24 protein-coding genes are annotated in these 20,904 nt (G+C 71.5%); 21 read left to right on the top strand and 3 right to left on the bottom strand.

The features are described from left to right. The first annotated feature begins 108 nt into the window (after positions 1-108). From BLQ63_RS29555 to BLQ63_RS04655, 18 genes are all read left to right on the top strand, one after another. A complete protein-coding gene (locus BLQ63_RS29555) occupies positions 109-702 on the top strand; it encodes a cell division protein SepF (protein WP_091029315.1) in 594 nt (197 codons plus the stop codon). Between the two features lie 21 nt (positions 703-723). Beyond that, a complete protein-coding gene (locus BLQ63_RS04735) occupies positions 724-1,017 on the top strand; it encodes a YggT family protein (protein WP_091029312.1) in 294 nt (97 codons plus the stop codon). A gap of 83 nt (positions 1,018-1,100) precedes the next feature. Next, positions 1,101-2,051 (top strand): DivIVA domain-containing protein, encoded by a 951-nt coding sequence (locus tag BLQ63_RS04730; RefSeq protein WP_091029309.1) that lies wholly within the window; start codon positions 1,101-1,103, stop codon positions 2,049-2,051. Positions 2,052-2,321: 270 nt separating this feature from the next. After that, complete coding sequence (locus BLQ63_RS27665; protein WP_143014767.1) at positions 2,322-2,942, top strand: hypothetical protein; 621 nt, start codon at positions 2,322-2,324, stop codon at positions 2,940-2,942. 480 nt (positions 2,943-3,422) lie between these two features. Then, entirely contained in the window at positions 3,423-3,788 is a 366-nt protein-coding gene (locus BLQ63_RS29745) for a TraR/DksA C4-type zinc finger protein (RefSeq protein ID WP_091030165.1), read from the top strand. Next, the gene (gene lspA / locus BLQ63_RS04710; RefSeq protein ID WP_218125060.1) at positions 3,761-4,414 is read left to right on the top strand and encodes a signal peptidase II; all 654 of its coding nucleotides are present in this window, start codon (positions 3,761-3,763) and stop codon (positions 4,412-4,414) included. The genes BLQ63_RS29745 and lspA overlap by 28 nt, the downstream gene beginning before the upstream one ends. Then, a complete protein-coding gene (locus BLQ63_RS04705) occupies positions 4,411-5,361 on the top strand; it encodes an RluA family pseudouridine synthase (RefSeq protein WP_091029297.1) in 951 nt (316 codons plus the stop codon). Before lspA ends, BLQ63_RS04705 begins: the two co-directional genes overlap by 4 nt. A gap of 256 nt (positions 5,362-5,617) precedes the next feature. Continuing rightward, positions 5,618-6,715: a MinD/ParA family ATP-binding protein gene (locus BLQ63_RS04700; protein ID WP_218125059.1), complete on the top strand. Its 1,098-nt coding sequence runs from the start codon at positions 5,618-5,620 to the stop codon at positions 6,713-6,715. A 73-nt stretch (positions 6,716-6,788) separates the two neighbouring features. Then, the gene (locus BLQ63_RS04695; RefSeq protein ID WP_091029296.1) at positions 6,789-7,520 is read left to right on the top strand and encodes a DUF2567 domain-containing protein; all 732 of its coding nucleotides are present in this window, start codon (positions 6,789-6,791) and stop codon (positions 7,518-7,520) included. A 45-nt stretch (positions 7,521-7,565) separates the two neighbouring features. Beyond that, positions 7,566-8,966, top strand: a complete 1,401-nt coding sequence (gene hisD, locus BLQ63_RS04690) for a histidinol dehydrogenase (protein ID WP_218125058.1) — start codon at positions 7,566-7,568, stop codon at positions 8,964-8,966. Continuing rightward, positions 8,963-10,090: a histidinol-phosphate transaminase gene (locus BLQ63_RS04685; protein ID WP_091029290.1), complete on the top strand. Its 1,128-nt coding sequence runs from the start codon at positions 8,963-8,965 to the stop codon at positions 10,088-10,090. The genes hisD and BLQ63_RS04685 overlap by 4 nt, the downstream gene beginning before the upstream one ends. Next, positions 10,087-10,695, top strand: a complete 609-nt coding sequence (gene hisB, locus BLQ63_RS04680) for an imidazoleglycerol-phosphate dehydratase HisB (RefSeq protein WP_091029286.1) — start codon at positions 10,087-10,089, stop codon at positions 10,693-10,695. Before BLQ63_RS04685 ends, hisB begins: the two co-directional genes overlap by 4 nt. Further along, positions 10,692-10,850: a hypothetical protein gene (locus tag BLQ63_RS28255; protein WP_177154794.1), complete on the top strand. Its 159-nt coding sequence runs from the start codon at positions 10,692-10,694 to the stop codon at positions 10,848-10,850. Before hisB ends, BLQ63_RS28255 begins: the two co-directional genes overlap by 4 nt. 9 nt (positions 10,851-10,859) lie before the next feature. Next, positions 10,860-11,477, top strand: a complete 618-nt coding sequence (gene hisH / locus BLQ63_RS04675; RefSeq protein WP_091029282.1) for an imidazole glycerol phosphate synthase subunit HisH — start codon at positions 10,860-10,862, stop codon at positions 11,475-11,477. Then, positions 11,474-12,202 carry a bifunctional 1-(5-phosphoribosyl)-5-((5-phosphoribosylamino)methylideneamino)imidazole-4-carboxamide isomerase/phosphoribosylanthranilate isomerase PriA gene (gene priA, locus BLQ63_RS04670; protein ID WP_091029276.1) on the top strand — a complete coding sequence of 243 codons (729 nt, stop codon included), beginning with the start codon at positions 11,474-11,476 and terminating at the stop codon, positions 12,200-12,202. The genes hisH and priA overlap by 4 nt, the downstream gene beginning before the upstream one ends. A 17-nt stretch (positions 12,203-12,219) precedes the next feature. Next, the gene (locus tag BLQ63_RS04665; RefSeq protein ID WP_091029272.1) at positions 12,220-12,621 is read left to right on the top strand and encodes a Rid family hydrolase; all 402 of its coding nucleotides are present in this window, start codon (positions 12,220-12,222) and stop codon (positions 12,619-12,621) included. Positions 12,622-12,850: 229 nt separating this feature from the next. Further along, on the top strand, positions 12,851-14,578 hold the full coding sequence (gene icmA / locus BLQ63_RS04660; RefSeq protein WP_091029268.1) for a coenzyme B12-dependent isobutyryl-CoA mutase large subunit: 1,728 nt from the start codon (positions 12,851-12,853) through the stop codon (positions 14,576-14,578). Between the two features lie 269 nt (positions 14,579-14,847). Then, entirely contained in the window at positions 14,848-15,660 is an 813-nt protein-coding gene (locus tag BLQ63_RS04655; RefSeq protein ID WP_091029264.1) for a SigB/SigF/SigG family RNA polymerase sigma factor, read from the top strand. Between the two features lie 116 nt (positions 15,661-15,776). Here BLQ63_RS04655 and BLQ63_RS04650 read toward each other — a convergent pair whose 3' ends face one another. After that, entirely contained in the window at positions 15,777-16,361 is a 585-nt protein-coding gene (locus BLQ63_RS04650; protein WP_091029262.1) for a hemerythrin domain-containing protein, read from the bottom strand. Positions 16,362-16,468: 107 nt separating this feature from the next. Here BLQ63_RS04650 and BLQ63_RS04645 point away from each other — a divergent pair, with 107 nt between their 5' ends. Then, positions 16,469-17,140 carry a uracil-DNA glycosylase gene (locus tag BLQ63_RS04645; protein WP_091029259.1) on the top strand — a complete coding sequence of 224 codons (672 nt, stop codon included), beginning with the start codon at positions 16,469-16,471 and terminating at the stop codon, positions 17,138-17,140. Between the two features lie 74 nt (positions 17,141-17,214). On the opposite strand, the gene BLQ63_RS04640 is transcribed toward BLQ63_RS04645, so the two are convergent. Both BLQ63_RS04640 and BLQ63_RS04635 read right to left on the bottom strand, forming a co-directional pair. Beyond that, the gene (locus tag BLQ63_RS04640) at positions 17,215-17,631 is read right to left on the bottom strand and encodes a CBS domain-containing protein (protein ID WP_091029258.1); all 417 of its coding nucleotides are present in this window, start codon (positions 17,629-17,631) and stop codon (positions 17,215-17,217) included. Between the two features lie 108 nt (positions 17,632-17,739). Next, positions 17,740-19,581: a transketolase gene (locus tag BLQ63_RS04635; protein WP_177154793.1), complete on the bottom strand. Its 1,842-nt coding sequence runs from the start codon at positions 19,579-19,581 to the stop codon at positions 17,740-17,742. Between the two features lie 186 nt (positions 19,582-19,767). Here BLQ63_RS04635 and BLQ63_RS04630 point away from each other — a divergent pair, with 186 nt between their 5' ends. Together BLQ63_RS04630 and BLQ63_RS04625 are read left to right on the top strand one after the other, a co-directional pair. Next, positions 19,768-20,295 carry a DUF4383 domain-containing protein gene (locus tag BLQ63_RS04630; RefSeq protein ID WP_218125057.1) on the top strand — a complete coding sequence of 176 codons (528 nt, stop codon included), beginning with the start codon at positions 19,768-19,770 and terminating at the stop codon, positions 20,293-20,295. Between the two features lie 266 nt (positions 20,296-20,561). Continuing rightward, entirely contained in the window at positions 20,562-20,888 is a 327-nt protein-coding gene (locus BLQ63_RS04625; protein ID WP_091029255.1) for a plasmid stabilization protein, read from the top strand. Positions 20,889-20,904: the final 16 nt, after the last annotated feature.

Here is a 20,904-nt window from a genome sequence, read left to right as displayed (position 1 = left end):
GACGGCTGATTAGTCGGGCAAAAACACATCCGTGTAAGGAGTCGGCGCTAGGATGAGACCGCGTACCTGACTCAAGCAGGGGCGCGGCCCGAGGAGGGAGCACGATCGATGGGCGCGATGCGGAAGGCAGGCATCTGGCTCGGCCTCATCGAGGACGAGGACGATCGCGGCTACAACGGCTATGAGGAGAGCGACGAGTTCGCCGAAGAGCAGCAGCGGCCCCCCGCGCGGGCGCGGGGCGCGCAGCGCACCACCGGCCGGGTCGGGCGCACCAACGACGACCGCCGGGGCACCGAGGACCGCAGTCCCGTCCGCCAGCTCAACCGCGGATCGGGTTCGGTCACCCCGCTCACCCGGGACAACCTCGCACTCGCCGAGCCCTCGCCCGTCCGGGCGGTCCCGGCCGAGGACGAGGCGCACGCGAACTACCGGATAACCACCCTGCACCCGACGACGTACAACGAATGCCGCACCATCGGCGAGCGCTACCGCGACGGCACCGCGGTGATCATGAACCTCTCGGAGATGGAGCAGGCCGACGCCAAGCGCCTGGTCGACTTCGCCGCGGGGCTCATCTTCGGGACGCGGGGCTCCTTCGAGCGGGTGACGAACCGTGTGTTCCTGCTCTCGCCGCCCCACGTCCAGGTGACCGCCGAGGACAAGGCCAAGATCGCCGAGGGCGGGTTCTTCAACCAGACCTGAACGAGGGATAGACTCCAGACCGTGAACCTGGCACTGCAGCTGATCTATCTGGCGCTCTTCGCCTTCTACCTGTTCCTGCTGGCCCGTCTGGTGTGCAGCGTGGTGATCCAGTTCTCCCGCCGCTGGGAGCCCGGCCCGAAGGCCGCGGCCGTGCTGGAGACGGTGTACAGCGTGACCGACCCTCCCCTGAAGGGGTTGAGGAAGGTGATACCCCCTCTCAGGCTTGGTAGTGTATCGATTGATCTGGCGTTCCTGGCGCTGCTCTTGGCCGTGTGGATCCTGATGGACTTCGTCATCGGGGGACTCATCTCCTGAGCGGTTCCGGGCGGGGGTGCAAGGCACGGTTATCGTGTCGGGTGGCCTTGTGCGCCAGGCGAACAGCTGAGAAGGAGTTTCGAATGCCGCTGACCCCAGCAGACGTTCACAACGTCACGTTCAAGAAACCCATGCTCGGAAAGCGCGGATACGACGAGGACGAGGTCGACGGCTTCCTCGATGAGGTCGAGCGAGAACTCGCCCGCCTCAGCGATGAGAACGGCGAACTTCGTGCTCAGCTCGACAGCCTCCGCGCCGGTGCTCCCCCCGGGGCAGCCGACCACGCCGAGATGGCCGCCGCACTCGATCGGGTGCAGCGGGAAAAGCACGCCATGGAGCAGCAGCTCCAGGAGCTCGACGGCGAGCTGCACGAGATGCACCAGCAGATGGTGGCCGCGCAGCAGCAGTCGCAGCAGCTCCAGCAGGAGCTGGCCCAGCGCGCCCCGCAGCAGGAGGCGCCCGCACCGGCCGCCGGCGGCGGCGAGCAGGAGGCCCTGCGCCTCCTCATGGTCGCCCAGCGCACCGCCGACGAGCACCTGGAGGACTCCCGCCGGGAGGCCGACACGCTGCTCACCGAGGCGCAGCGCGAGGCGCAGTCGATGGTCTCCGAGGCCCAGCGCGAATCGCAGACGATGGTGTCGTCGGCGCAGCGCGACTCCAAGACCATGGTCACCGAGGCCCAGCGCGACGCCGAGACGATGGTCTCCGAGGCGCGTGCGCAGGCCGAGGACCTGGTGGGACAGGCCCGCGACAAGGCCGAGCGCCTCGAGATGGAATCTGAGCAGGAGCGCCAGAAGGTCATCGGCCAGCTGGAGGAGTCCCGGACTTCGCTGCTGCACAACATCGAAGAGCTCAAGACCTTCGAGCGCGAGTACCGGACCCGCCTCAAGCTCTACCTCGAGAGCCAGCTGCGCGACCTCAACGGCCAGCAGGGCCGCACCGACGAGGACGCCTTCGAAGAGACCCAGCAGCAGCCCGCGAGCGAGCGCACCGGCTCCCGGTCCGCCTTCGTGATGCAGGGCGGGCGAGGCTAGCCCCCGCGCGCCCCCGTCGTGCCAGGTCCCTCCCCGGCCGCCTCCTCCGGCGGCCAGGACGCCGTCCGTTCCCGAGGCGACGTCCGACATCGGTCCGCCCCGGGCCATAACCTGAACGGGGATCGCCTCGTTATGCATGGGTGAGCGGGTGAGGGCGCCGTGAGAACGGCCGCCCTCACCGCCGCACCATGCTTTCAACGAAGGCGCGGCCCGCACGGGCCGCGAAGGACCGCGCGAGTGCCCCGCACCTCGCGCAGGGGAGGACACGACGTGATCGTCAGCAGCCTGCTGATCCTCGTCACCGCGGCGGTCTTGCTGGTCGCCGGCATGATCACCGGAAACAACCAACTGCTGGTCTCGTCCGTCGCGGCGAGTCTGGCGGCCGGCATCGCCCTGTACGCGGGGATACGCGGGCGGAGCGCCAAGCGCCCGCGCGTGATCCCCCGCGACGTCTCGGGCGATGACACGCAGCAGTTCAGGCGGATCGGGATCGACGACACGCCGACCACCGAACTGCCGCTGCTCGAAGGCATGACCTTCGAGTCCACCGACTACGCGGTCGACCGCGATCCGGAGCTCCGCTTCGAGGAGGCGCCGCAGCGCAAGGGCCGCACGCAGGTCCCGCCGAGCCACCGGGCCCCCGAGTCCACGGCCGACGAGCCCACCGAGCAGCGCCTGTCCAGCGTCGAGGCCGCGGCCCTGATGCGCCTGGACACCGAGGTCGCCGTCGTCGACGGCCGCCCGCGCTTCCACCACTCGACGTGCATGCACCTGCACGGCCGCGAGCACGAGCCGCTGCCGGTCGCCGAGGCCCTCGAGCTGGGGTTCACGCCCTGCGCGCTGTGCGAGCCGGCGTCGCGGCTGCTCATGGTCCCGGTGGCGGGACGCTGAATCCTGACGCACAGTCCGGACACAAGTTCTGGAAGTAATTGACCTCGTTGCGGGTCTTGCGTATTCTGTGTGATTAATTGCGCGGCAGGTCCCCGCTCCGGCGGGGCCTGGCGCGCAATTGTCCTCGTTTCGGCGAGGTCGTCCGGAGTACGTGATCTCAGGAGCCGCGATGCCGAATGCCCGATACGGGCCGCCACTGCGGCTCCGCCGTGCTCCGACACCACCGGAACCCGAGCCGACATACCCCTCCAGAGGCGCGTCATGAGTCCAGCTAAGAAGACCCAGAAGCAGGCCGCGAAGAAGGCGGTCAAGACGGCTGCGGTGAAGAAGGCCGCGGTCAAGAAGACCGCGGCGAAGAAGACGGCGGCCACGCCCGCCGCCGAGACAGGGGTGAAAGCGGCCGTCAAGAAGACCGCGAAGAAGACGGCCAAGGCCGCCCCGCCGAAGCCGCCCGCCGCCCCGGAGGCCGAGGCCCACCAGCTGCGCACCGAGGTGGAGCAGGCCGAACTGCGCTCCGCGCTGAAGGAGCGCCTGGACGAACTGGTCGCCGAGCAGACGCGGTACACCGACTCGATCGCCCTCGCCCAGCGCGAGCGCCTCAGCGACACCGCCGGCGACGACCAGATCGACTCCGGCTCCAAGACCGTCGAGCACGAGCACGAGGTCGCCGTCGCCGGAGCGATCTCCGAGCGCATCCGCCAGGTCAGCCACGCCCTCGAACGCCTCGACGAGGGCGAGTACGGCTTCTGTGAGAAGTGCGGTAAACCGATCCCGGCGGCGAGGCTCGCCGCGTTCCCGTCCGCTACCCTCTGCGTCAGTTGCAAACAGCTGGAGGAGCGACGCTGAGCGAGGACAAGCAGCCCGAGACCGTCGACGAGAGCACTGTCGAGAAGACCGACGAGCGCACCGCCGAGAGCGTCCCGGGGACCGACGAGACACCCCCCAGACCCAGGCCCGGCCTGGCACTGGCCGCGCTCCTGATCGCCGCGACGGCGATCGGGCTCGACCAGTGGACGAAGGCCCTCGCCGAGGCGAACCTGGACCCGCGGGAGCCGGTGCGCATCCTCGGCGGGCTCGTGCACCTGAGCCTGACGTGGAACTCCGGTGCGGCCTTCAGCCTCGGCACCGGCTACACCTGGATCTTCACCATCGCCGCCTCGGCGGTGACGGTGTTCCTGGTCTTCCTGTCCACCCGCATCCGCTACCCGGCGTGGTCGATCGCGATCGGCCTGGTGCTGGGCGGCGCGGCCGGGAACCTGGTCGACCGGCTCTTCCGCGACCCCGGTTTCGCGCACGGCCACGTGGTCGACTTCATCAGCGTGTTCAAGCCCTTCGGCGAGGCCTTCCCCATCTTCAACCTCGCCGACTCGGCGCTGTGCTGCGGCGTCGTGCTCATCGTGCTGCTCGAACTCACCGGCCACGGCTTCTCGCCCGAATCCCGCAAGAGCCCGGAGAAGGAAGTGGCGGCATGAGCGGTCCCGCCGCCCGCCAGACCCGCGCCCTGCCGATCCCCGAAGGCCTCGAAGGCCAGCGGATCGACCAGGTGGTCTCGCGCCTGCTGGGCCTGTCCCGCACCGTGGCCGCCGAACTGGTCGTCGCCGGCGACGTCACGGTCGACGGCGCCGCCTGCGCGAGCAAGTCCGACCGGGTCAGCGCCGGCTCCTGGCTCGAAGTGGTCCTCCCGCCGCCGCCCGAGGACGTGCGCATCCGCGAGGCCGAGCCCGTCGAGGGCCTGGACGTCGTGTTCGACGACGACGACATCGTCGTGGTCTCCAAGCCGGTCGGCGTCGCCGCCCACTCCAGCCCGGGCTGGAGCGGCCCCACCGTGACCGGCGGCCTCGCCGCGGCCGGCTACCGGCTCTCCAGCCACGGCCCCGACGAGCGCCAGGGCATCGTGCACCGCCTCGACGTGGGCACCTCGGGGCTCATGGTCGTCGCCAAGAGCGAGGCCGCGTACTCCGAACTCAAGCGCGCCTTCAAGGAGCGCCGGGTCTCCAAGCGCTACCGGGCCGTGGCCCAAGGGCATCCGGACCCGCTCTCGGGCACCGTGGACGCCCCGATCGGGCGCCACCCCCGCCACGACTACAAGTGGGCGGTCGTCGCCGACGGCAAACCGAGCGTCACCCACTACGACACCATCGAGGTCTTCCCCGGCGCCTCCCTGATGGACCTCGGCCTGGAGACCGGCCGGACCCACCAGATCCGCGTGCACTTCTCGGCCCTCGGCCACCCGCTCGCGGGCGACCTGACCTACGGCGCCGACCCGACCATGGCCGAGAAGCTGGGCCTGACAAGGCAATGGCTGCACGCCTACCGGCTCGAGTTCGTCCACCCCACCCAGGGCCGCACGGTCACCTTCACGAGTGAATACCCCGAGGACTTGGCGACCGCGCTGGCGCGGTTGCGAGCCGACTCTTAGGCAGCCTCTAGACTGGTACGAGGTGTCCGCCTCGAAGGGGAGGCGGACGTAACGCACGCCTCACCCCCCGGGCCCGGCGGCCCGCGATTCACGACGGGCCTTGAGGAATCGTTGTGTTCTAATAGTCGCGGGTGGTAATGGTGTCCGGTCGGGAAGGCGCTGCTCGGACCGTCAAGGCGAAGCGAACCGATGGTTCGCGGACTTCGCCGAAGCGGCCCGCGAGCCATGACTCAGTCCGGCCGAGAGGAGGTTGCGCGTGAACACGCCCGAAGCTTGGGGCAACGACCGATCCGACGGGTCCAGGTGGCAGAAGCTGCTCGGACGCCGGGGCCGCCCCGGCGGCGCGCAGCAGACCCCCACGCCCCCGCCGCGAGAGGCCTACCCGCCCTCGCCGCCGGTCGGACCGCCGCCCGGCCAGGCCCACTACTCGGTGCCCACCGCGGGCCGCCGTCCCCCCGTCGCCACCCAGACCCCGCCGAGTCCGACGCAGATGCGCCCCGCCCAGGGTCTGCCTCCGCAGCCGCGACAGGCCCCGCCGCCGCCGCAGCACACCGAGCCCAGCCCGGTCGCGCTCCAGCGCCTGCGCCGCGACCTCGGCCGCAGCCGCGTCATCGCGTTCATCAACCCCAAGGGCGGCGTCCACAAGACCACCGCCACCGTCCTGTCCGCGGCCGCCATGGGCACCGCGCGGGGCGGCGGCGTCATCGCCTGGGACGACAACGAACTGCGCGGAACCCTGGGCCTGCGCGCCGGGTCGGCGCGCCACGGACGCACCATACGGCACCTCGTCGAGCACCTCGACCAGGTCGAGGCCGCCGGCGTCCACCTGCCCGAGCACCTGGACGAGTTCCTGCGCCACTCCTCGGACGGCTCGTTCGACGTGCTCGCCGGCGACGAGGACCCCAAGCTCCAGCGCCGCCTCGACCCCACGACCGTGCTGCGGGTGCTCGACATCCTCACCCGCACCCACGGCATCGTGTGCATCGACACCGGCAACAACGTCGAGTCCCCGAACTGGCGCACCGTCGTCTCCTCGGTCGACCGGCTCGTGGTCACCACCGTGCCGCGCGAGGACGCCGCGTTCTCGGCCGACTGGATGCTCGACCACCTCGAAGAGGGCGGCTACGGCAACCTCGTCAAGAACGCCGTCACCCTCCTGTCGATGCCCACGCCCAACCCCGGCCCGCTCCTGAACGACCTCCAGCGCCACTTCTCGCAGCGCACCCGCGCGTGCGCGGTCGTCCCGTACGACCCGTCGCTCGAGCCGGGCGCGAAGATCCAGTTCTCCGCGCTCCGGCCGGAGACCCGCGCGGCCTGGTTCGAGGCCGCCGCCACCATCGTCGACGGCCTGTAAGGACGGGCGCACCCACAGGTGCGTCCCGCACATCCCTGCCGGGCGCGCCGTCCGCTGTGGCAGGATTCCAGGCGTGACAGACGACGTCGACCGCACCGTGAACCTCCGTCAGGACGACAGTTCGGGCGCCTCCGGCGCGGGCGCCGCCCGGCCGCGGCGCGAGCCGGGCGCCGACCACGGCTTCGACCCGCACGTCTACGGCCGCGGGAGCACCCGCTCGGAGCGCACCGTCGGGCGCGACCTGCTCGCCGCCGGCGCCCTCGCCGTCGTCCTCACCGCGCTCGGCTTCCCCTTCGCGATGCTCTGGCAGATCATCACCCCCCGCGTCGAGTTCGTCGTCCTCGACGACAGGTGGGCCTCCGTCGAGTCCTACCCCGAGGGCTACGTCCAGGGCGACCTCGTGTTCGCCGGGATCGGCCTGGTCCTGGGCCTGGTCGCCGCGATCTGCGCCTGGACCGCCATGCGCGAGCGGCGCGGACCCCTGCTCCTGCTCGGCCTGGTCGTCGGCTCCATCGCCTGCCAGGTCGTGGCCTGGAAGATCGGCGCGCAGGAGTGGCAGCGGTTCTGGGATGCGATCGAGCGCGCGCCCGTCGGCTCCCACGTGTGGCGCCCGCCGTCGGTCCTGTTCGTCCAGCTCGACCCCGCCGCGGCGTGGGACGCGCTGATGGTCGGCAACTTCACAACGGCCCTCGACGCGCTCCAACTGGGCGCCCTGGCGGTCATGGCCCTCGCCGCCACCTTCACTTACACCGTCTGCGCGGGCTGGTCACGTCGGCCCAGCCTTCGAACGGACGCTCCCGAATAGCGGTATGGCTTTTGACCTGGAAAGCCGGGCAACTACGCTTGGGGCGTGCTCAGACGCATCGATCTTTCCGGAGAAGTAGCCGATTACCCGGCCCGCGCCCTGCGCGAGCTCATGCCGCGCGCCCCGTTCGACGTGAACGAGGCGCTGCGCTCGGTGCAGCCGCTCATCGACGACATCGCCCGCCGCGGGACGCCCGCCGTGGTCGAGATCGTCGAGCGGTTCGACGGCGTGCATCTGGAGCACCTGCGCGTCCCCGCCACCGCGATCAAGACCGCCGTGGAGGAGCTCGACCCCGAGCTGCGACGCGCCTACGAGACCTCCATCCGCCGGGTGCGGGCCGCGCACGAGGCCCAGCGCCTCCCCGAGGTCGTCACCGAGGTCGCCCCCGGCGGCACGATCACCGAGCGGTACCTGCCGGTCGGCCGCGTCGGCCTGTACGCGCCCGGCGGCCTCGCCGTGCTCGCCTCCAGCGTCATCATGAACGCCGTCCCGGCCCAGATCGCCGGCGTCGGCTCCATCGCGTTGGCCTCCCCGGCCCAGAAGACCAACGGCGGCCTGCCCGACCAGGGCATCCTCGCCGTCGCCGGGCTCCTGGGCCTCGACGAGGTGTACGCCGTCGGCGGCCCGGCCGCGATCGCCATGTTCGCCTACGGGGCGCGCCGCGAAGACGGCGCCGTCGAGTGCGAGGCGGTCGACATGATCACCGGTCCGGGCAACATCTACGTCACCGCCGCGAAGCGGGCCGTGCGCGGCCTGGTCGGCATCGACGCCGAGGCCGGGACCACCGAGATCGCCGTCATCGCCGACGCCACCGCCGACCCCGTCCACGTCGCGGCCGACCTCATCAGCCAGGCCGAGCACGACCCGGCCGCCGCCTCGGTGCTCATCACCGACTCGCGGGAGCTGGCCGACGCCGTGGACGCCGAACTCGCGCGCCGCGCGCCCGAGGCGCGCCACGCCCAGCGCATCCTGACCGCCCTGGCGGGGGAGCAGTCGGGCACGATCCTCGTCGACGACATCGACGAGGCCGTCGCCGTGGCCGACGCCTACGCCGCCGAGCACCTGGAGATCCAGACCGCCGACGCCCGCGAGGTGGCGCTGCGCGTCCGCAACGCCGGGGCGATCTTCATCGGCGCCTACTCGCCGGTCTCCCTCGGCGACTACTGCGCCGGCTCCAACCACGTGCTGCCCACCGGCGGGTGCGCCCGCCACTCCGCCGGGCTCAGCGTCCACACGTTCCTGCGCGGGGTCCACCTCATCGACTACTCGCGCGACGCCCTCGAAGCCGTCGCCGACGACGTGGTGGCCTTCGCGAACTCCGAGGACCTGCCCTCGCACGGCGAGGCCGTGTCGGCCCGCTTCGCGGACCCGGCCGTGAAGGCCGGCCCGTCCTTGAAGGCCGACCTGCCCGTGAAGGCCGGCCCGCCCGTAAAGGAACTGCCGTGAGCGAGATCGAAGACCTGCTCCGCGAGGACCTGCGCGGGCAGTCGCCTTACGGCGCACCGCAACTCGACGTCCCCGTGCAGCTCAACACCAACGAGAACGCCTACGCGATCCCCGAGGACGTCGCCGCCGTCGTCGCCGAGCACATCGGGCGCGAACTGCGCGGCCTCAACCGCTACCCCGACCGCGACGCCGTCGCGCTCAGGACCGACCTCGCCGCGTACCTGTCCCGGAAGGGCGGCGGCCCCGATCTCACCGCCGACCACGTGTGGGCCGCCAACGGCTCCAACGAGATCCTCCAGCAGCTGCTCCAGGCCTTCGGCGGACCGGGCCGCACCGTGCTCGGCTTCATGCCCTCGTACTCGATGCACCCGCTGCTCGCCCGCGGCACCAGCACCGGCTTCGTCGACGCCGGACGCGAGTCCGACTACACGCTCACCCCCGGCCACGTGTCCTGGGCGATCGAGGCGCACGACCCCGACCTGGTCTTCCTGGTCTCGCCGAACAACCCGACCGGGACGGCACTCGACGCCGCCGTCGTCGAGGCCGCCTACGAGACCACCCGCGGCATCGTCGTCGTCGACGAGGCCTACGCCGAGTTCGCCCGCGACGGTGCCGCGACCGCCCTCGGCCTCCTCGCGGGCCGCAAGCGCCTCGTGGTCACCCGCACCATGAGCAAGGCCTTCGCCTTCGCCGGGGCCCGCGTCGGCTACCTCGCCGCCGACCCCGAGCTGGTCGAGAAGCTCCTGCTCGTGCGCCTGCCCTACCACCTCTCGAGCATCACCCAGGCCGCCGCGCGCGGCGCCCTGGCGTGCGCCCCGCGGCTGCAGGCCGAGGTCGACCAGCTCAAGCACCAGCGCGACCGGATCGTCAAGAACCTGCGCGCCAAGGGACTGCCCGTCGCCGACTCCGACGCGAACTTCGTGCTCGTCGGCGGCCTGCGCGACGCCGCCGCCGTGTGGCGCGCGATCCTCGACCGCGGCGTCCTCATCCGCGACGTCGGCCTCCCCGGCCGCCTGCGGATCACCGCCGGCACCGAGGAGGAGACCACCGCGCTCCTGGACGCGTTCGACACCGTCCTGGAACTGCGACCCGAACTGTTCGACACCCAGGAGCGACAACCGTGAGCCGCACCGCCCACATCGTCCGGACCACCGGCGAGACCAGCGTCGACGTCTACGTCGACCTCGACGGCACCGAGAAGGCCGTCGCCGTCGCCACCGGCGTCGGCTTCTACGACCACATGCTCCACCAGCTCGGCAAGCACGGCGGGTTCGACCTGAAGATCGCCGTCAAGGGCGACCTCCACATCGACGCCCACCACACCATGGAGGACACCGCCATCGCCCTCGGGCAGGCCTTCGCCGAGGCCATGGGGGACAAGGCCGGCGTCGTCCGCTTCGCCGACGCCTCCGTGCCCCTCGACGAGGTGCTCGCGCGCGCCGTCGTGGACCTCTCGGGCCGCCCGTACATGGTCCACGAGGAGCCCATGGACATCGCCCCGATGATCGGCGCCGACTACCCGACCTCGATGACCCGCCACATCCTGGAGTCCTTCGCCTACCACGCGCGGATCTGCCTCCACGTGACCGTGCTCCGCGCCGCCAACCCCGGCCAGAAGCCCGACGCGCACCACGTCATCGAAGCCCAGTTCAAGGCCCTCGCCCGGGCGTTGAAGTACGCCACGCGCATCGACGGCACCGACATCCCCTCGACCAAGGGCGTGCTGTGAGCTACGCCGGGCCGATCCTGCTCATGGCCCTCGCCGGCATCCTCCTCGGCGGGTCGCTGAGCCTGCGCAAGAGCGAGAAGTACGCCGCCTCGATCGTGCTGGCCGTCGTCGCCGTCGCGGCCTTCCTCGGCGGCGTCTACCTCATCTACGGCTAGGGGGACCTGATGGCCAAACCCACTGTGGCCCTGTTCGACTACGGCTCGGGCAACCTCCGCTCGGCCTTCCGCGCCCTGGAGCGCGCCGGGGCCGACGTGACGCTGACCGGCGACCTCGGCGCCGCGCGCCGCGCCCGCGGGCTCGTCGTGCCCGGCGTCGGCGCCTACGCCGCCTGCATGGAGGGCATCCTCAAGAGCGGCCTCGACACCGTGATCCGCGAGCGGGCCGGCGCCGGGGCGCCGGTGCTCGGCATCTGCGTCGGCGAGCAGGTCCTCTTCGAAGAGGGCATCGAGCACGGGGTCGAGACCCGCGGCGTCGGCGTCTTCGAGGGCCGCGTGGAGCTCATCGACGCCCCGCGCGTCCCGCACATGGGCTGGAACACCGTCGCCGCCGACGAGGGCATGCGCCTGTTCGCCGGGATCGACCCCGCCGAGCGGTTCTACTTCGTGCACTCCTACGCCGCCAAGACCGCGCCCCCGGGCGCCCTCACCGCGATCTGCGAGCACGGCGAGCCGTTCGTCGCCGCGGTCGAGCGCGGCTGCGTGGCCGCCACCCAGTTCCACCCCGAGAAGTCCGGCGACGCCGGATACGCGCTGCTGTCCAACTGGATCAAGGGATTGACATGAGCCAACTCCAACTACTGCCGGCCGTCGACGTGACCGGCGGCAAGGCCGTCCAGCTCGTCCAGGGGGTCGCCGGCTCCGGCAAGCAGTACGGCGACCCGCTCGAGGCCGCCCTCGAATGGCAGCGCCAGGGCTCCGGGTGGCTCCACCTCGTCGACCTCGACGCCGCCTTCGGGCGCGGCTCCAACCACGAGCTGCTCGCCGAGGTCGTGTCGAAAGTGGACATGCAGGTGGAGATCTCCGGCGGCATCCGCGACGACGAGACCCTCAAGCGCGCCTTGGACTCCGGGGCCCGCCGCGTCAACATCGGCACCGCGGCCCTGGAGCACCCCGAGTGGTGCGACCGGATCTGCGGCGAATACGGCGACCGCGTCGCCATCGGCCTCGACGTCAAGGGCGACCGCCTGGCCGCGCGCGGCTGGACCCGCGAGGGCGGCGAGCTCTTCGCGACCCTCGAACGCCTGGAGCGGGCCGGATGCGAGCGCTACGTCGTGACCGACGTCAACAGCGACGGGATGCTCTCGGGCCCGAACACCGACCTGCTGCGGTCGGTCTGCGAGGCCACCGACAAGCCGGTCATCGCCTCCGGCGGCGTGTCCTCTCTGGAGGACCTGCGCGCTCTGGCGGGCCTGACGGCGATCGGCGTCGAGGGCGCGATCGTGGGAACCGCGCTGTACGAGCGTAACTTCACCGTCGCTGAAGCGTTGAACCTGTTGCAGGGACTGTAACCACAGGGGAGGCGCGCATGGCTTTGGTCGAACGGGTACCGGAGACCGGGCCGTGGGCGCAGCTCTACGGCTACTCGCGCGCCGTCGCGGTGGGGCCGCTCGTGCTCACCAGCGCCTGCACCGCCGACGTCGAGGCGAAGCCCCGTCTCGCGGGCGACGCCGCCGGGCAGGCCCGCGAGGCCTTCCGGACCGCGCTGGACGCGATGGTCCACGCCGGGGCGGGGGTGTCGGACGTCGTCCGCTCCCGCCTCTACGTGACCGACCCGGCCCACGCCGACCCGGTGGGCCGCGTCCACGGCGAGTTCTTCGGCGTCGTCAAGCCCACGGCCACCGTGGTGATCGTGACCGGCCTGTTCCACCCCGGCCAGCTCGTGGCCGTGGAACTGGAGGCCTTCCGCGCCTGGCGGGACATCGACTGACCGGCGCCGGAATGTCGGACCCCCGGCGCACCCTTGTGATTCGGGGGCCCGCGGCACGGCCTTCCACGGCGCCCGCCCCTGCCCCGGAAACGACGCACCGCGCCCGCCCGGTACCTGTGCGGCTGAACGATCGTTCAGTAGTATGGGCCGTGAGCCCGACCAAGGCTCGAAAGCCGACCCGGGACGCACGCGAGCCACAAGTTCGCCCCGCCGAGAATGAGGTGTCATCGTGGATGCTGAGTCGATAGCCGAAGGCCGGGAGCGCTGGGCCAAGCGCTACGCGTCGGCCGCCAAGCGCGAGGCCGACTTCACCACCCTCTCGGGCCTGGAGACCGAACCGGTCTACGGCCCGCCCGAAGGAACCGCCGACCCGCGCATGGAGCGGATCGGCTGGCCGGGCGAATTCCCCTTCACCCGCGGCCTCTACCCGACCGGCTACCGCGGCCGCGCCTGGACCATCCGCCAGTTCTCCGGCTTCGGCAACGCCGAGCAGACCAACGCCCGCTACAAGATGCTCCTGGGCGCGGGCGGCGGCGGCCTCTCGGTCGCGTTCGACATGCCCACGCTCATGGGCCGCGACTCCGACGAGCCCGCCTCGCTCGGCGAGGTCGGCCACTGCGGCGTCGCCGTCGACTCCACCGCCGACATGGAGCGGCTCTTCGCCGGCATCGACCTCGGGGACGTCACCACCTCCATGACCATCTCCGGGCCCGCGATCCCGATCTTCTGCATGTACCTGGCCGCGGCCGAACGCCAGGGCGTCGACATCTCCCGCCTGGACGGCACGCTCCAGACCGACATCCACAAGGAGTACATCGCGCAGAAGGAGTGGCTCTTCCCGCCCGAGCCGCACCTGCGCCTCATCGGCGACCTCATGGCCTACTGCGCCGAGAAGATCCCGCGCTACAAGCCGCTCTCGGTCTCCGGCTACCACATCCGCGAGGCCGGCTCCACCGCCGCGCAGGAGCTCGCCTTCACCCTCGCCGACGGGTTCTCCTACGTGGAGCTCGGACTCTCGCGCGGCCTCGACGTCGACGTGTTCGCACCCGGGCTCTCGTTCTTCTTCGACGCCCACATCGACTTCTTCGAGGAGATCGCCAAGTTCCGCGCCGCGCGCCGCATCTGGGCCAGGTGGCTGCGCGACGTCTACGGCGCCCAGACCGACCGCGCCCAGTGGCTGCGCTTCCACACCCAGACCGCGGGCGTCTCGCTGACCGCGCAGCAGCCCTACAACAACGTCGTGCGCACCGCCGTCGAAGCCCTCGCGGCCATCATGGGCGGCACGAACTCCCTGCACACCAACGCACTCGACGAGACCCTCGCGCTCCCGACCGACCAGTCCGCCGAGATCGCGCTGCGCACCCAGGCGGTGCTGCGCGAGGAGACCGGCGTGACCAACGTGGCCGACCCGCTCGGCGGCTCCTGGTACGTCGAGGCCCTCACCGACAAGATCGAGGCCGAGGCCGAGGACCTGTTCCTCCAGATCCTCGCCCTGGGCGGCGAGACGGGGGAGGACCCGGCCGCCGTCGCGCGCGAGGCCGGCGAACGGCACGAGATCGGGCCGGTCACCACCGGCATCCTGCGCGGCATCGAGGACGGGTGGTTCAACGCCCAGATCGCCGAGGCGGCCTTCACGTACCAGCAGCAGCTCGAGGACGGCACCAAGCACATCGTGGGCGTCACCAAGCTCAACGAGACCGTCACGCCCGACCTGGAGATCCTGCGGATCTCCGGCGACGTCGAGCAGGGGCAGCGGGCCGTGCTCGCCGAGCGCCGCTCCGGCCGCGACAACGCCGCCGTGGAGCGCGCGCTCGCCGAGATCGTCGCGGCGGCAAGGGGAACGGCGAACATGATCGAGCCGATCCTCGCGGCGGCCCGCGCCGAGGCGACCCTCGGGGAGATCTGCGGGGCGCTGCGCGTGGAGTGGGGCGAGTACCGCGAGAACACCGCGATCTGAACCGTTGCGGCACAGCAGTTCAGCGGTTCGCCGCGACAAGTGACCGATCAGTAGGTTTAGGGCGACGCGAGGAGGGGTATCCGCCGGATCAAGAACTTCACGTCACGGGCTTTACCTCCCATAACGTGATGAACGTCCACAAACTCCCGGAGATGATTTTTCGAGGTTTGCCCTAGACCCGCAAGCTGCTATACCATCAGAAGCGTCAGAGGCCCCGAAACGGGCAACATGCTTCAAACCGATGTCTTTACCGACAGGAGGGCGATCGCATGGCGGACAACCGATCAGAACGCAAGCGTCAGGGTTCGGACGAGTACGGCCACCTGACGCCCCTGTTCAAGGAAATGGCCTCGCTCGCCGAGGACGACCCGCGTCGCGCCGACATACGCGACCGGCTGGTCACCGGCCATCTGCCCCTCGCAGAGCACATCGCACAACGGTTCTCGGGCAAGGGCATCGCCAAGGACGACCTCGTGCAGGTCGCCTCCGTCGGCCTCATCCACGCCGTGGACCGGTTCGACCCCGAGATCGGGTCGGACTTCCTCTCCTACGCGGTGCCGACGGTGATGGGCGAGGTGCGCAGGCACTTCCGCGACACCAGCTGGCCGATGCGCGTGCCGCGACGCCTCCAGGAGCTGCGGATCTCGCTCAACCAGGCGGGCGGCGAGCTGTCGCAGCGCCTCGGGCGGCCGCCGACCGACCAGGAGATGGCCCAGCACCTGGGCATCACCGAGGCCGAGGTCCAGGAGGGCTACGAGGCCCGCCAGGCCTACCGGGCGATCTCGCTCGACGAGCCGCCGTTCACGGACGGGGAGCAGCGGACCACGCTCGCGGAGACCGTGGGCGAGGACGACGCGGCGCTGGAGCTGGTGGAGAACCACGAATCGCTCGTGCCGCTCATTCAGGAACTGCCGCAACGGGAACGGAAGATCCTCGCGCTGCGGTACTACGGCGACATGACGCAGACGCAGATCGCCGAGGAGGTGGGCATCTCGCAGATGCACGTCTCGCGGCTCCTCAGCCGAACGCTGGAGGACCTGCGCGAGGGCATGGACACGAAGCAGGCGGTCCATCGGGCATGAGCCCTCCCAGAACGGAGCACCACGCCGGAGCGGCGGGCCGAAAGGCCCGCCGCTCCGGTCGTTCCACGGGCTTTCCCGGTGCCGCCGCGGTGTCCGAGGCCCCGGCATCGGGAGCCCTAGACGTCGCGGTCGCCCAGGGCGTCGCGGATCTTGTCGACGAAGCCGACCCCGGGTCCGAGGATGAGGTTCGCGGGCGGCTTGTCGGGGGAGTGGGGATGCGGCCGGGTCGGGGCGAACTCCTTGGCGGCCAGCACCTTGTAGCCCCAGTGCTGGAGCTCCTCCGCGTCGCAGCACTCGCGCAGCCGCGGCAGGAGGTTCGCCTCCTCCTCGACCATGTGGCGGCGGACGTCCTCGACCATCTCGGCCACGAGGCCCTCGAACTCGGGGTCGGCCGGCCCGAGCCCTTCGAGCCGCTTCATGACCTGCTCGGCCTCGGCGTGCGCCGCGAGCTCGCGGTCGACGACCGCGTCCCCGTCGGGGAGCTTCGCGCGGGCCACCGGGTACATGAACTGCTCCACGGCGACCTCGTGGCGGACGAGCTCGGCGATGACGTGGTCGACCAGGTCCTTGCGGCCGACCGCCTCGTCCGCGCTCTCCTCCAGCTCCGCGAACCGGGCCTCGAAGCGGCGGTGGTCCTCCAGGACGACCGCGATCAGATCGGTGTCCCGTATCAACTCGGTGTCCTGTTCGGCGTGGGTCATGGGGGTCCTTCCGGTCGCCGGTCGTTCGTCGACTCTGGGCGTACCCGCGGTGCACACTGGTGAAACCGGGTACCCGGCCGCCTCATCGGACGACGGAGGTGACGGCGATGGAACCGCGGACGACGGGGGCGGAGCGGTTCGTGCCGCCCGGGGACGATCTGGAGCGGCTGCGGGAGGCCGCCGCGACCTGCGAGGGCTGCCCGCTGTTTCGGGACGCGGAGCGGACGGTGTTCGGCGCCGGGGACGCGGCGGCCCGCGTGGTCGTGGTGGGGGAGCAGCCCGGCGAGGACGAGGACCGCGCCGGCGAGCCGTTCACCGGGGCCGCGGGGGCCCTGCTGGACCGGGCGCTCGAACAGGTCGGGATCGATCCGGTCTCGGTCTGGCGCACCTACGCGGTGAAGCACCGCAAGAGCGCCCGCGTGGGCCCGACCGGCCGCCGGGTCCGCCTCAAACCCGTCCGCGGCGAGGCGGCCGCGTGCCGCCCCTGGCTCCTCGCCGAGCTCAACGCGATCGGACCCGACCTGGTGATCTGCCTCGGCGGCACCGCCGCGCACGCACTGCTGGGTCCGGAGTTCCAGGTGAGCGTGCAGCGCGGCGTCCTGCACGAGCTCGAGACGCCGGGCCTGCGCCGGAGCGCGTCGGCCGTGGTGACGGTGCGCCCGGAGGCGCTGGTGCGGCTGCGCGAGGCCGAACGCGACGACGCCTTCGCGCAGTTCCTCGCCGACCTGCGCAAGGCCGCCGAGGTGCTGCGCGAGAAGCGTCTGCGTTCGGCCCCTTGAGGTTCGGTCATCGACGAGCCGCGCCCGCCGAGGGCCGCCCCCCTCGCAGGACCGCTTCCCCGCGGGCCTTTTGGTCAGGACCGGATCGACTCCACCAGTCCGCCGGTGACCGATTCGGGCATCCGGTGCGAGATGTCGGCGAGCGCGATGATGCCCACCAGGCGGCCCTCGTCGATGACCGGGAGCCGGTGGATCTGGTGCTCCTTCATCTTCGCGATGGTGACGTCGACGTCCTCGTTCGCGTCCGCGAGGATCAGGTGCCCCTGCGGAAGCCGGTCGACCGTGTACGCGGCGGGGTCGTGGCCGACGGCCATGACCCTGATAACGAGGTCCCTGTCGGTGACCATGCCCTTGATCTTGCCGTCCTCGGCGCCGCAGATCGGCAGGGCGCCGACGTCCATCTCCGCCATGAGCCGCGCCGCGTTGGCCGCGGTGTCGTCGCTCTGGACGCAGGTGCAGCCGGTATGCATGAGGTCGCGTGCGGTGGCCATACTGCTCATCTCCTTCATGGTGCTCCCTTCAGAGAGCGTCGCGGGGTCCCCCGACCCCGCCCTTGAGTATCGTTCGCGTTCCCGGCCCGCGCGGGGATACGCGCCAACTCAGGCCGCCAGGCGCTGCGCCGCCCGCACGATCGCGTCCGCATCGATCCCCGCGGCCGCCAGCTGCTCGGCGGGCCCGGCCGAACCGGGCATGCGGCGCACGGCGAGCTTCTGGAAGCGCACCCCGGGGACGTGGCCCGCGACCGCGTCGAGGACCGCGTCGCCCAGCCCCCCGACCGGCCAGTGGTCCTCCACGGTCAGGACGCGGCCCGTCTCGGCCGCCGCCTGCCTGATCACGGCCGCGTCCAGCGGCTTGACCGAGTAGGCGTCGATGACGCGCACCGGCACGCCCTCGCCGGCGAGGCGCTCGGCGGCCGACAGGCTCTCCGAGACCGTGATCCCGGCGGCGACGATCGCGACCTCGTCGTGCGGCGAGGACACCAGGGTCCGGCTGCCGCCCACCGGGAACAGCTCGTCGGCGCGGTAGATCACCGGCGTCGCGGCGCGGGTGGTGCGCAGGTAGCTGATGCCCGGCAGGTCCGCCATCGTCGCGGTCAGGTGCGCGCACTGGTTCGCGTCGCACGGGTAGAGCACGACGCTGCGCCACATGGGCCGCATCATCGCCATGTCCTCCAGGCCCATCTGGCTCGGGCCGTCGGGGCCGATCGACACGCCCGCGTGGGAGCCGACGATCCGCAGGTCGGCGCCGCCGATCGCGGCCATGCGCAGGAAGTCGTGGGCCCGGGTCAGGAACGCGGCGAACGTGCTCGCGTACGGGATCCACCCCTGCGTCTGGAGCCCGACCGCCGCACCGATCATCTGCTGCTCGGCGATGTAGCACTCGAAGAAGCGGTTCGGGAAGGCCTTCGCGAACCCCGCGGTCCGGGTCGAGTCGGCGACCTCGCCGTCGAGGACCACCACGTCCGGGTTGGCCTCGCCCAGCGCCTCCAGCGCCGCACCGAAGCCGTCCCTGGTGGCCGCGGTCGTCCCCACCGGGAACGACGGGAGCGCCAGCGGCTTCACGGGCCGGGTCCGGCGCGGCTCCTTCGAGCGCGGCCCGCTCACCTCCACCCGCGACGAGCGCACGCCGCCGAGTTCGACCACGGCCTTCTCCGGCTCGTCGAGCGGCTTGCCGTGCAGGCCCTCCCGGTCCTCGGCGGCCGCGACGCCCTTGCCCTTCTTCGTGCGCGCCAGGATCACCGTCGGCCGGGAGTGCTCGGCCTCGGCCGCGGCGAACGCCCGGTCGATCGCGGCCGGGTCGTGCCCGTCGATCTCGACCGCGTGCCAGCCGAACCCGCCGATGCGCGCCGCGTACGCCGCGGTGTCCCACCCCAGGCGGGTCGGACCGTTCTGGCCCAGCCGGTTGACGTCCACGATCGCGCACAGGTTCCCCAGCCCGAAGTCCGCGGCCGCCGCGAAGGCCTCCCACATGGAGCCCTCCGCGATCTCGCCGTCCCCGCACAGCACCCACACGCGCGCCGGCGAGCCCGACAGGCGCGCCCCCAGCGCCATCCCGACGCCGATCGGCAGGCCCTGCCCCAGCGAACCGGTCGCCACGTCCACCCACGGCAGGCGCGGCGTCGGGTGCCCCTCCAGGTCCGAGCCCAGCCGCCGGTACGTCAGCATCCGCTCCTCGTCGATCGCGCCCGCCGCGCGCAGCATCGCGTACAGCAGCGGCGAGGCGTGCCCCTTGGAGAACACCAGCCGGTCGTTGCCCGGCAGGTGCGGATGGTCGAAGTCGTAGTGCAGGTGCCCCGCCAGCAGGCCCGCCATCAGATCGGCGGCCGACATGGACGAGGTCGGGTGGCCCGAGCCGGCCCGAGCCGACGCGCGCACCACGTCCACTCGCAGCTGCTGGCCCAGTTCGGCGATCTCGGAAGTCCGGTCCTCGATGATGCTCACGCTGCCACACCCTCCCTCTCAGAGCACTGGGCTACCCGTGCCCAGAGGGGCGAAACGGAGTGTCGCGGGGCCCCGGCGGGGTACCCCGAGAACGCGGATCCGCAGGACCCGCGGTGCGTCGTCCCGTCCGGTACCGAGCCAGCGGACGGGCGAGGCGGCGTCCTCAGCGAGAAGGAGGCACGAGCCATGAACTCCCGACCGATGTCCACCACCGGGCACCACTGGTACGAGGCGGAGCGGCGCCGCACCACCGCCGCGCAGGTGGGCGCGACGGTGATCGGGTGGACCTTCCTCCTGCTCGGCGTCGCGGGCTTCGTCCCGGCCCTCACGCCCGGGTTCTCCTCGATCACCTTCGCCGGGACCGACTCCGGCGCCGAGCTCTTCGGCGTCTTCGCCGTCTCGATCCTCGGCAACCTCGTCCACCTGGCCGCCGGCGTGCTCGGCCTCGTGATGTCGTGGATGGTCACCGCATCGAGGCGGTACCTGCTCGTCGGCGGCGTCCTCTTCGCGCTCCTGGGCCTGTACGGCATCCTCGCCGACGCCATCGGCGACGGCGGGTTCCTGCCCTCGAACGTGTGGACCGGCGTCCTCCACCTGGCCCTCGGCGTCCTCATGATCGTGCTCGCCGCCGTCCTGAGCACCAAGCTCCCCCGGGAGAGCGAGGCGAGGGGCGAAGGCGACTTCGGCGAGACCGGCCGCGGCGCGGCCCGCTGACCGCGAGAACGGCGCCCCGGGAGCATCTCCCGGGGCGCCGTTCCCATTCCCCCTGAACCAAGTCCTGCGGGGCCCGCCGGCCCGGTGCGGAGCCCTCTACAACCCGCACCGGGCGACGGGATGTGTCCCCCGAACGGCGGCTACCCGCCCCCCGCGGAAGTATTCACGCCCGCGCGACGAATCGCGCCGAGGTTTTCACCAGGCCGGGCGGGGAACCCGAAGCGCATGGACCTGGCCGATACCGGACACCGCGGAGGTGAAGGACCATGCCGAAGGAATGGACCAAGAAGGACGAACGCCAGTACGAGCACATCAAGGAGGGGGCCGAGGAACGCGGCACCGGGACCGAGCGGGCCGAGGAGATCGCCGCGCGGACCGTCAACAAGAACCGCGCCCGCGCCGGCAGGACCAAGACCGCGAGCCGGACCTCCACCAAGGACATACCGTCGTCCAAGAGGGGCGGTCGGCGTTCGCACTCGGGCCCCAAGGGCCGCACCAAAGAGCAGCTCTACCAAGAGGCCCGCCGCAAGAACATCGAAGGCCGATCCAAGATGAACAAAGCCGAACTCGAACGCGCCCTCGAGCGCAAGTGAGCCCGGCGGAGAGAGG

This window comes from Glycomyces harbinensis (genome assembly GCF_900101745.1).
In the GTDB taxonomy this organism is placed as follows: Bacteria; Actinomycetota; Actinomycetes; order Mycobacteriales; family Micromonosporaceae; genus Glycomyces; species Glycomyces harbinensis.
The sequence above is the reverse complement of the archived record's forward strand: the minus strand, read 5'-3'. Positions and strand labels throughout refer to the sequence as shown.

What these genes read in the sequence shown, in the direction of transcription:
- priA (WP_091029276.1), top strand. Translation starts at nt 11,474, where the DNA reads ATGAGCCAACTCCAACTACTGCCGGCCGTCGACGTGACCGGCGGCAAG.
- BLQ63_RS04630 (WP_218125057.1), top strand. Translation starts at nt 19,768, where the DNA reads ATGAACTCCCGACCGATGTCCACCACCGGGCACCACTGGTACGAGGCG.
- hisH (WP_091029282.1), top strand. Translation starts at nt 10,860, where the DNA reads ATGGCCAAACCCACTGTGGCCCTGTTCGACTACGGCTCGGGCAACCTC.
- BLQ63_RS04625 (WP_091029255.1), top strand. Translation starts at nt 20,562, where the DNA reads ATGCCGAAGGAATGGACCAAGAAGGACGAACGCCAGTACGAGCACATC.
- BLQ63_RS29555 (WP_091029315.1), top strand. Translation starts at nt 109, where the DNA reads ATGGGCGCGATGCGGAAGGCAGGCATCTGGCTCGGCCTCATCGAGGAC.
- BLQ63_RS04645 (WP_091029259.1), top strand. Translation starts at nt 16,469, where the DNA reads ATGGAACCGCGGACGACGGGGGCGGAGCGGTTCGTGCCGCCCGGGGAC.
- BLQ63_RS04640 (WP_091029258.1), bottom strand. Translation starts at nt 17,631, where the DNA reads ATGGCCACCGCACGCGACCTCATGCATACCGGCTGCACCTGCGTCCAG.
- BLQ63_RS04665 (WP_091029272.1), top strand. Translation starts at nt 12,220, where the DNA reads ATGGCTTTGGTCGAACGGGTACCGGAGACCGGGCCGTGGGCGCAGCTC.
- BLQ63_RS04655 (WP_091029264.1), top strand. Translation starts at nt 14,848, where the DNA reads ATGGCGGACAACCGATCAGAACGCAAGCGTCAGGGTTCGGACGAGTAC.
- BLQ63_RS04705 (WP_091029297.1), top strand. Translation starts at nt 4,411, where the DNA reads ATGAGCGGTCCCGCCGCCCGCCAGACCCGCGCCCTGCCGATCCCCGAA.
- BLQ63_RS04730 (WP_091029309.1), top strand. Translation starts at nt 1,101, where the DNA reads ATGCCGCTGACCCCAGCAGACGTTCACAACGTCACGTTCAAGAAACCC.
- BLQ63_RS04650 (WP_091029262.1), bottom strand. Translation starts at nt 16,361, where the DNA reads ATGACCCACGCCGAACAGGACACCGAGTTGATACGGGACACCGATCTG.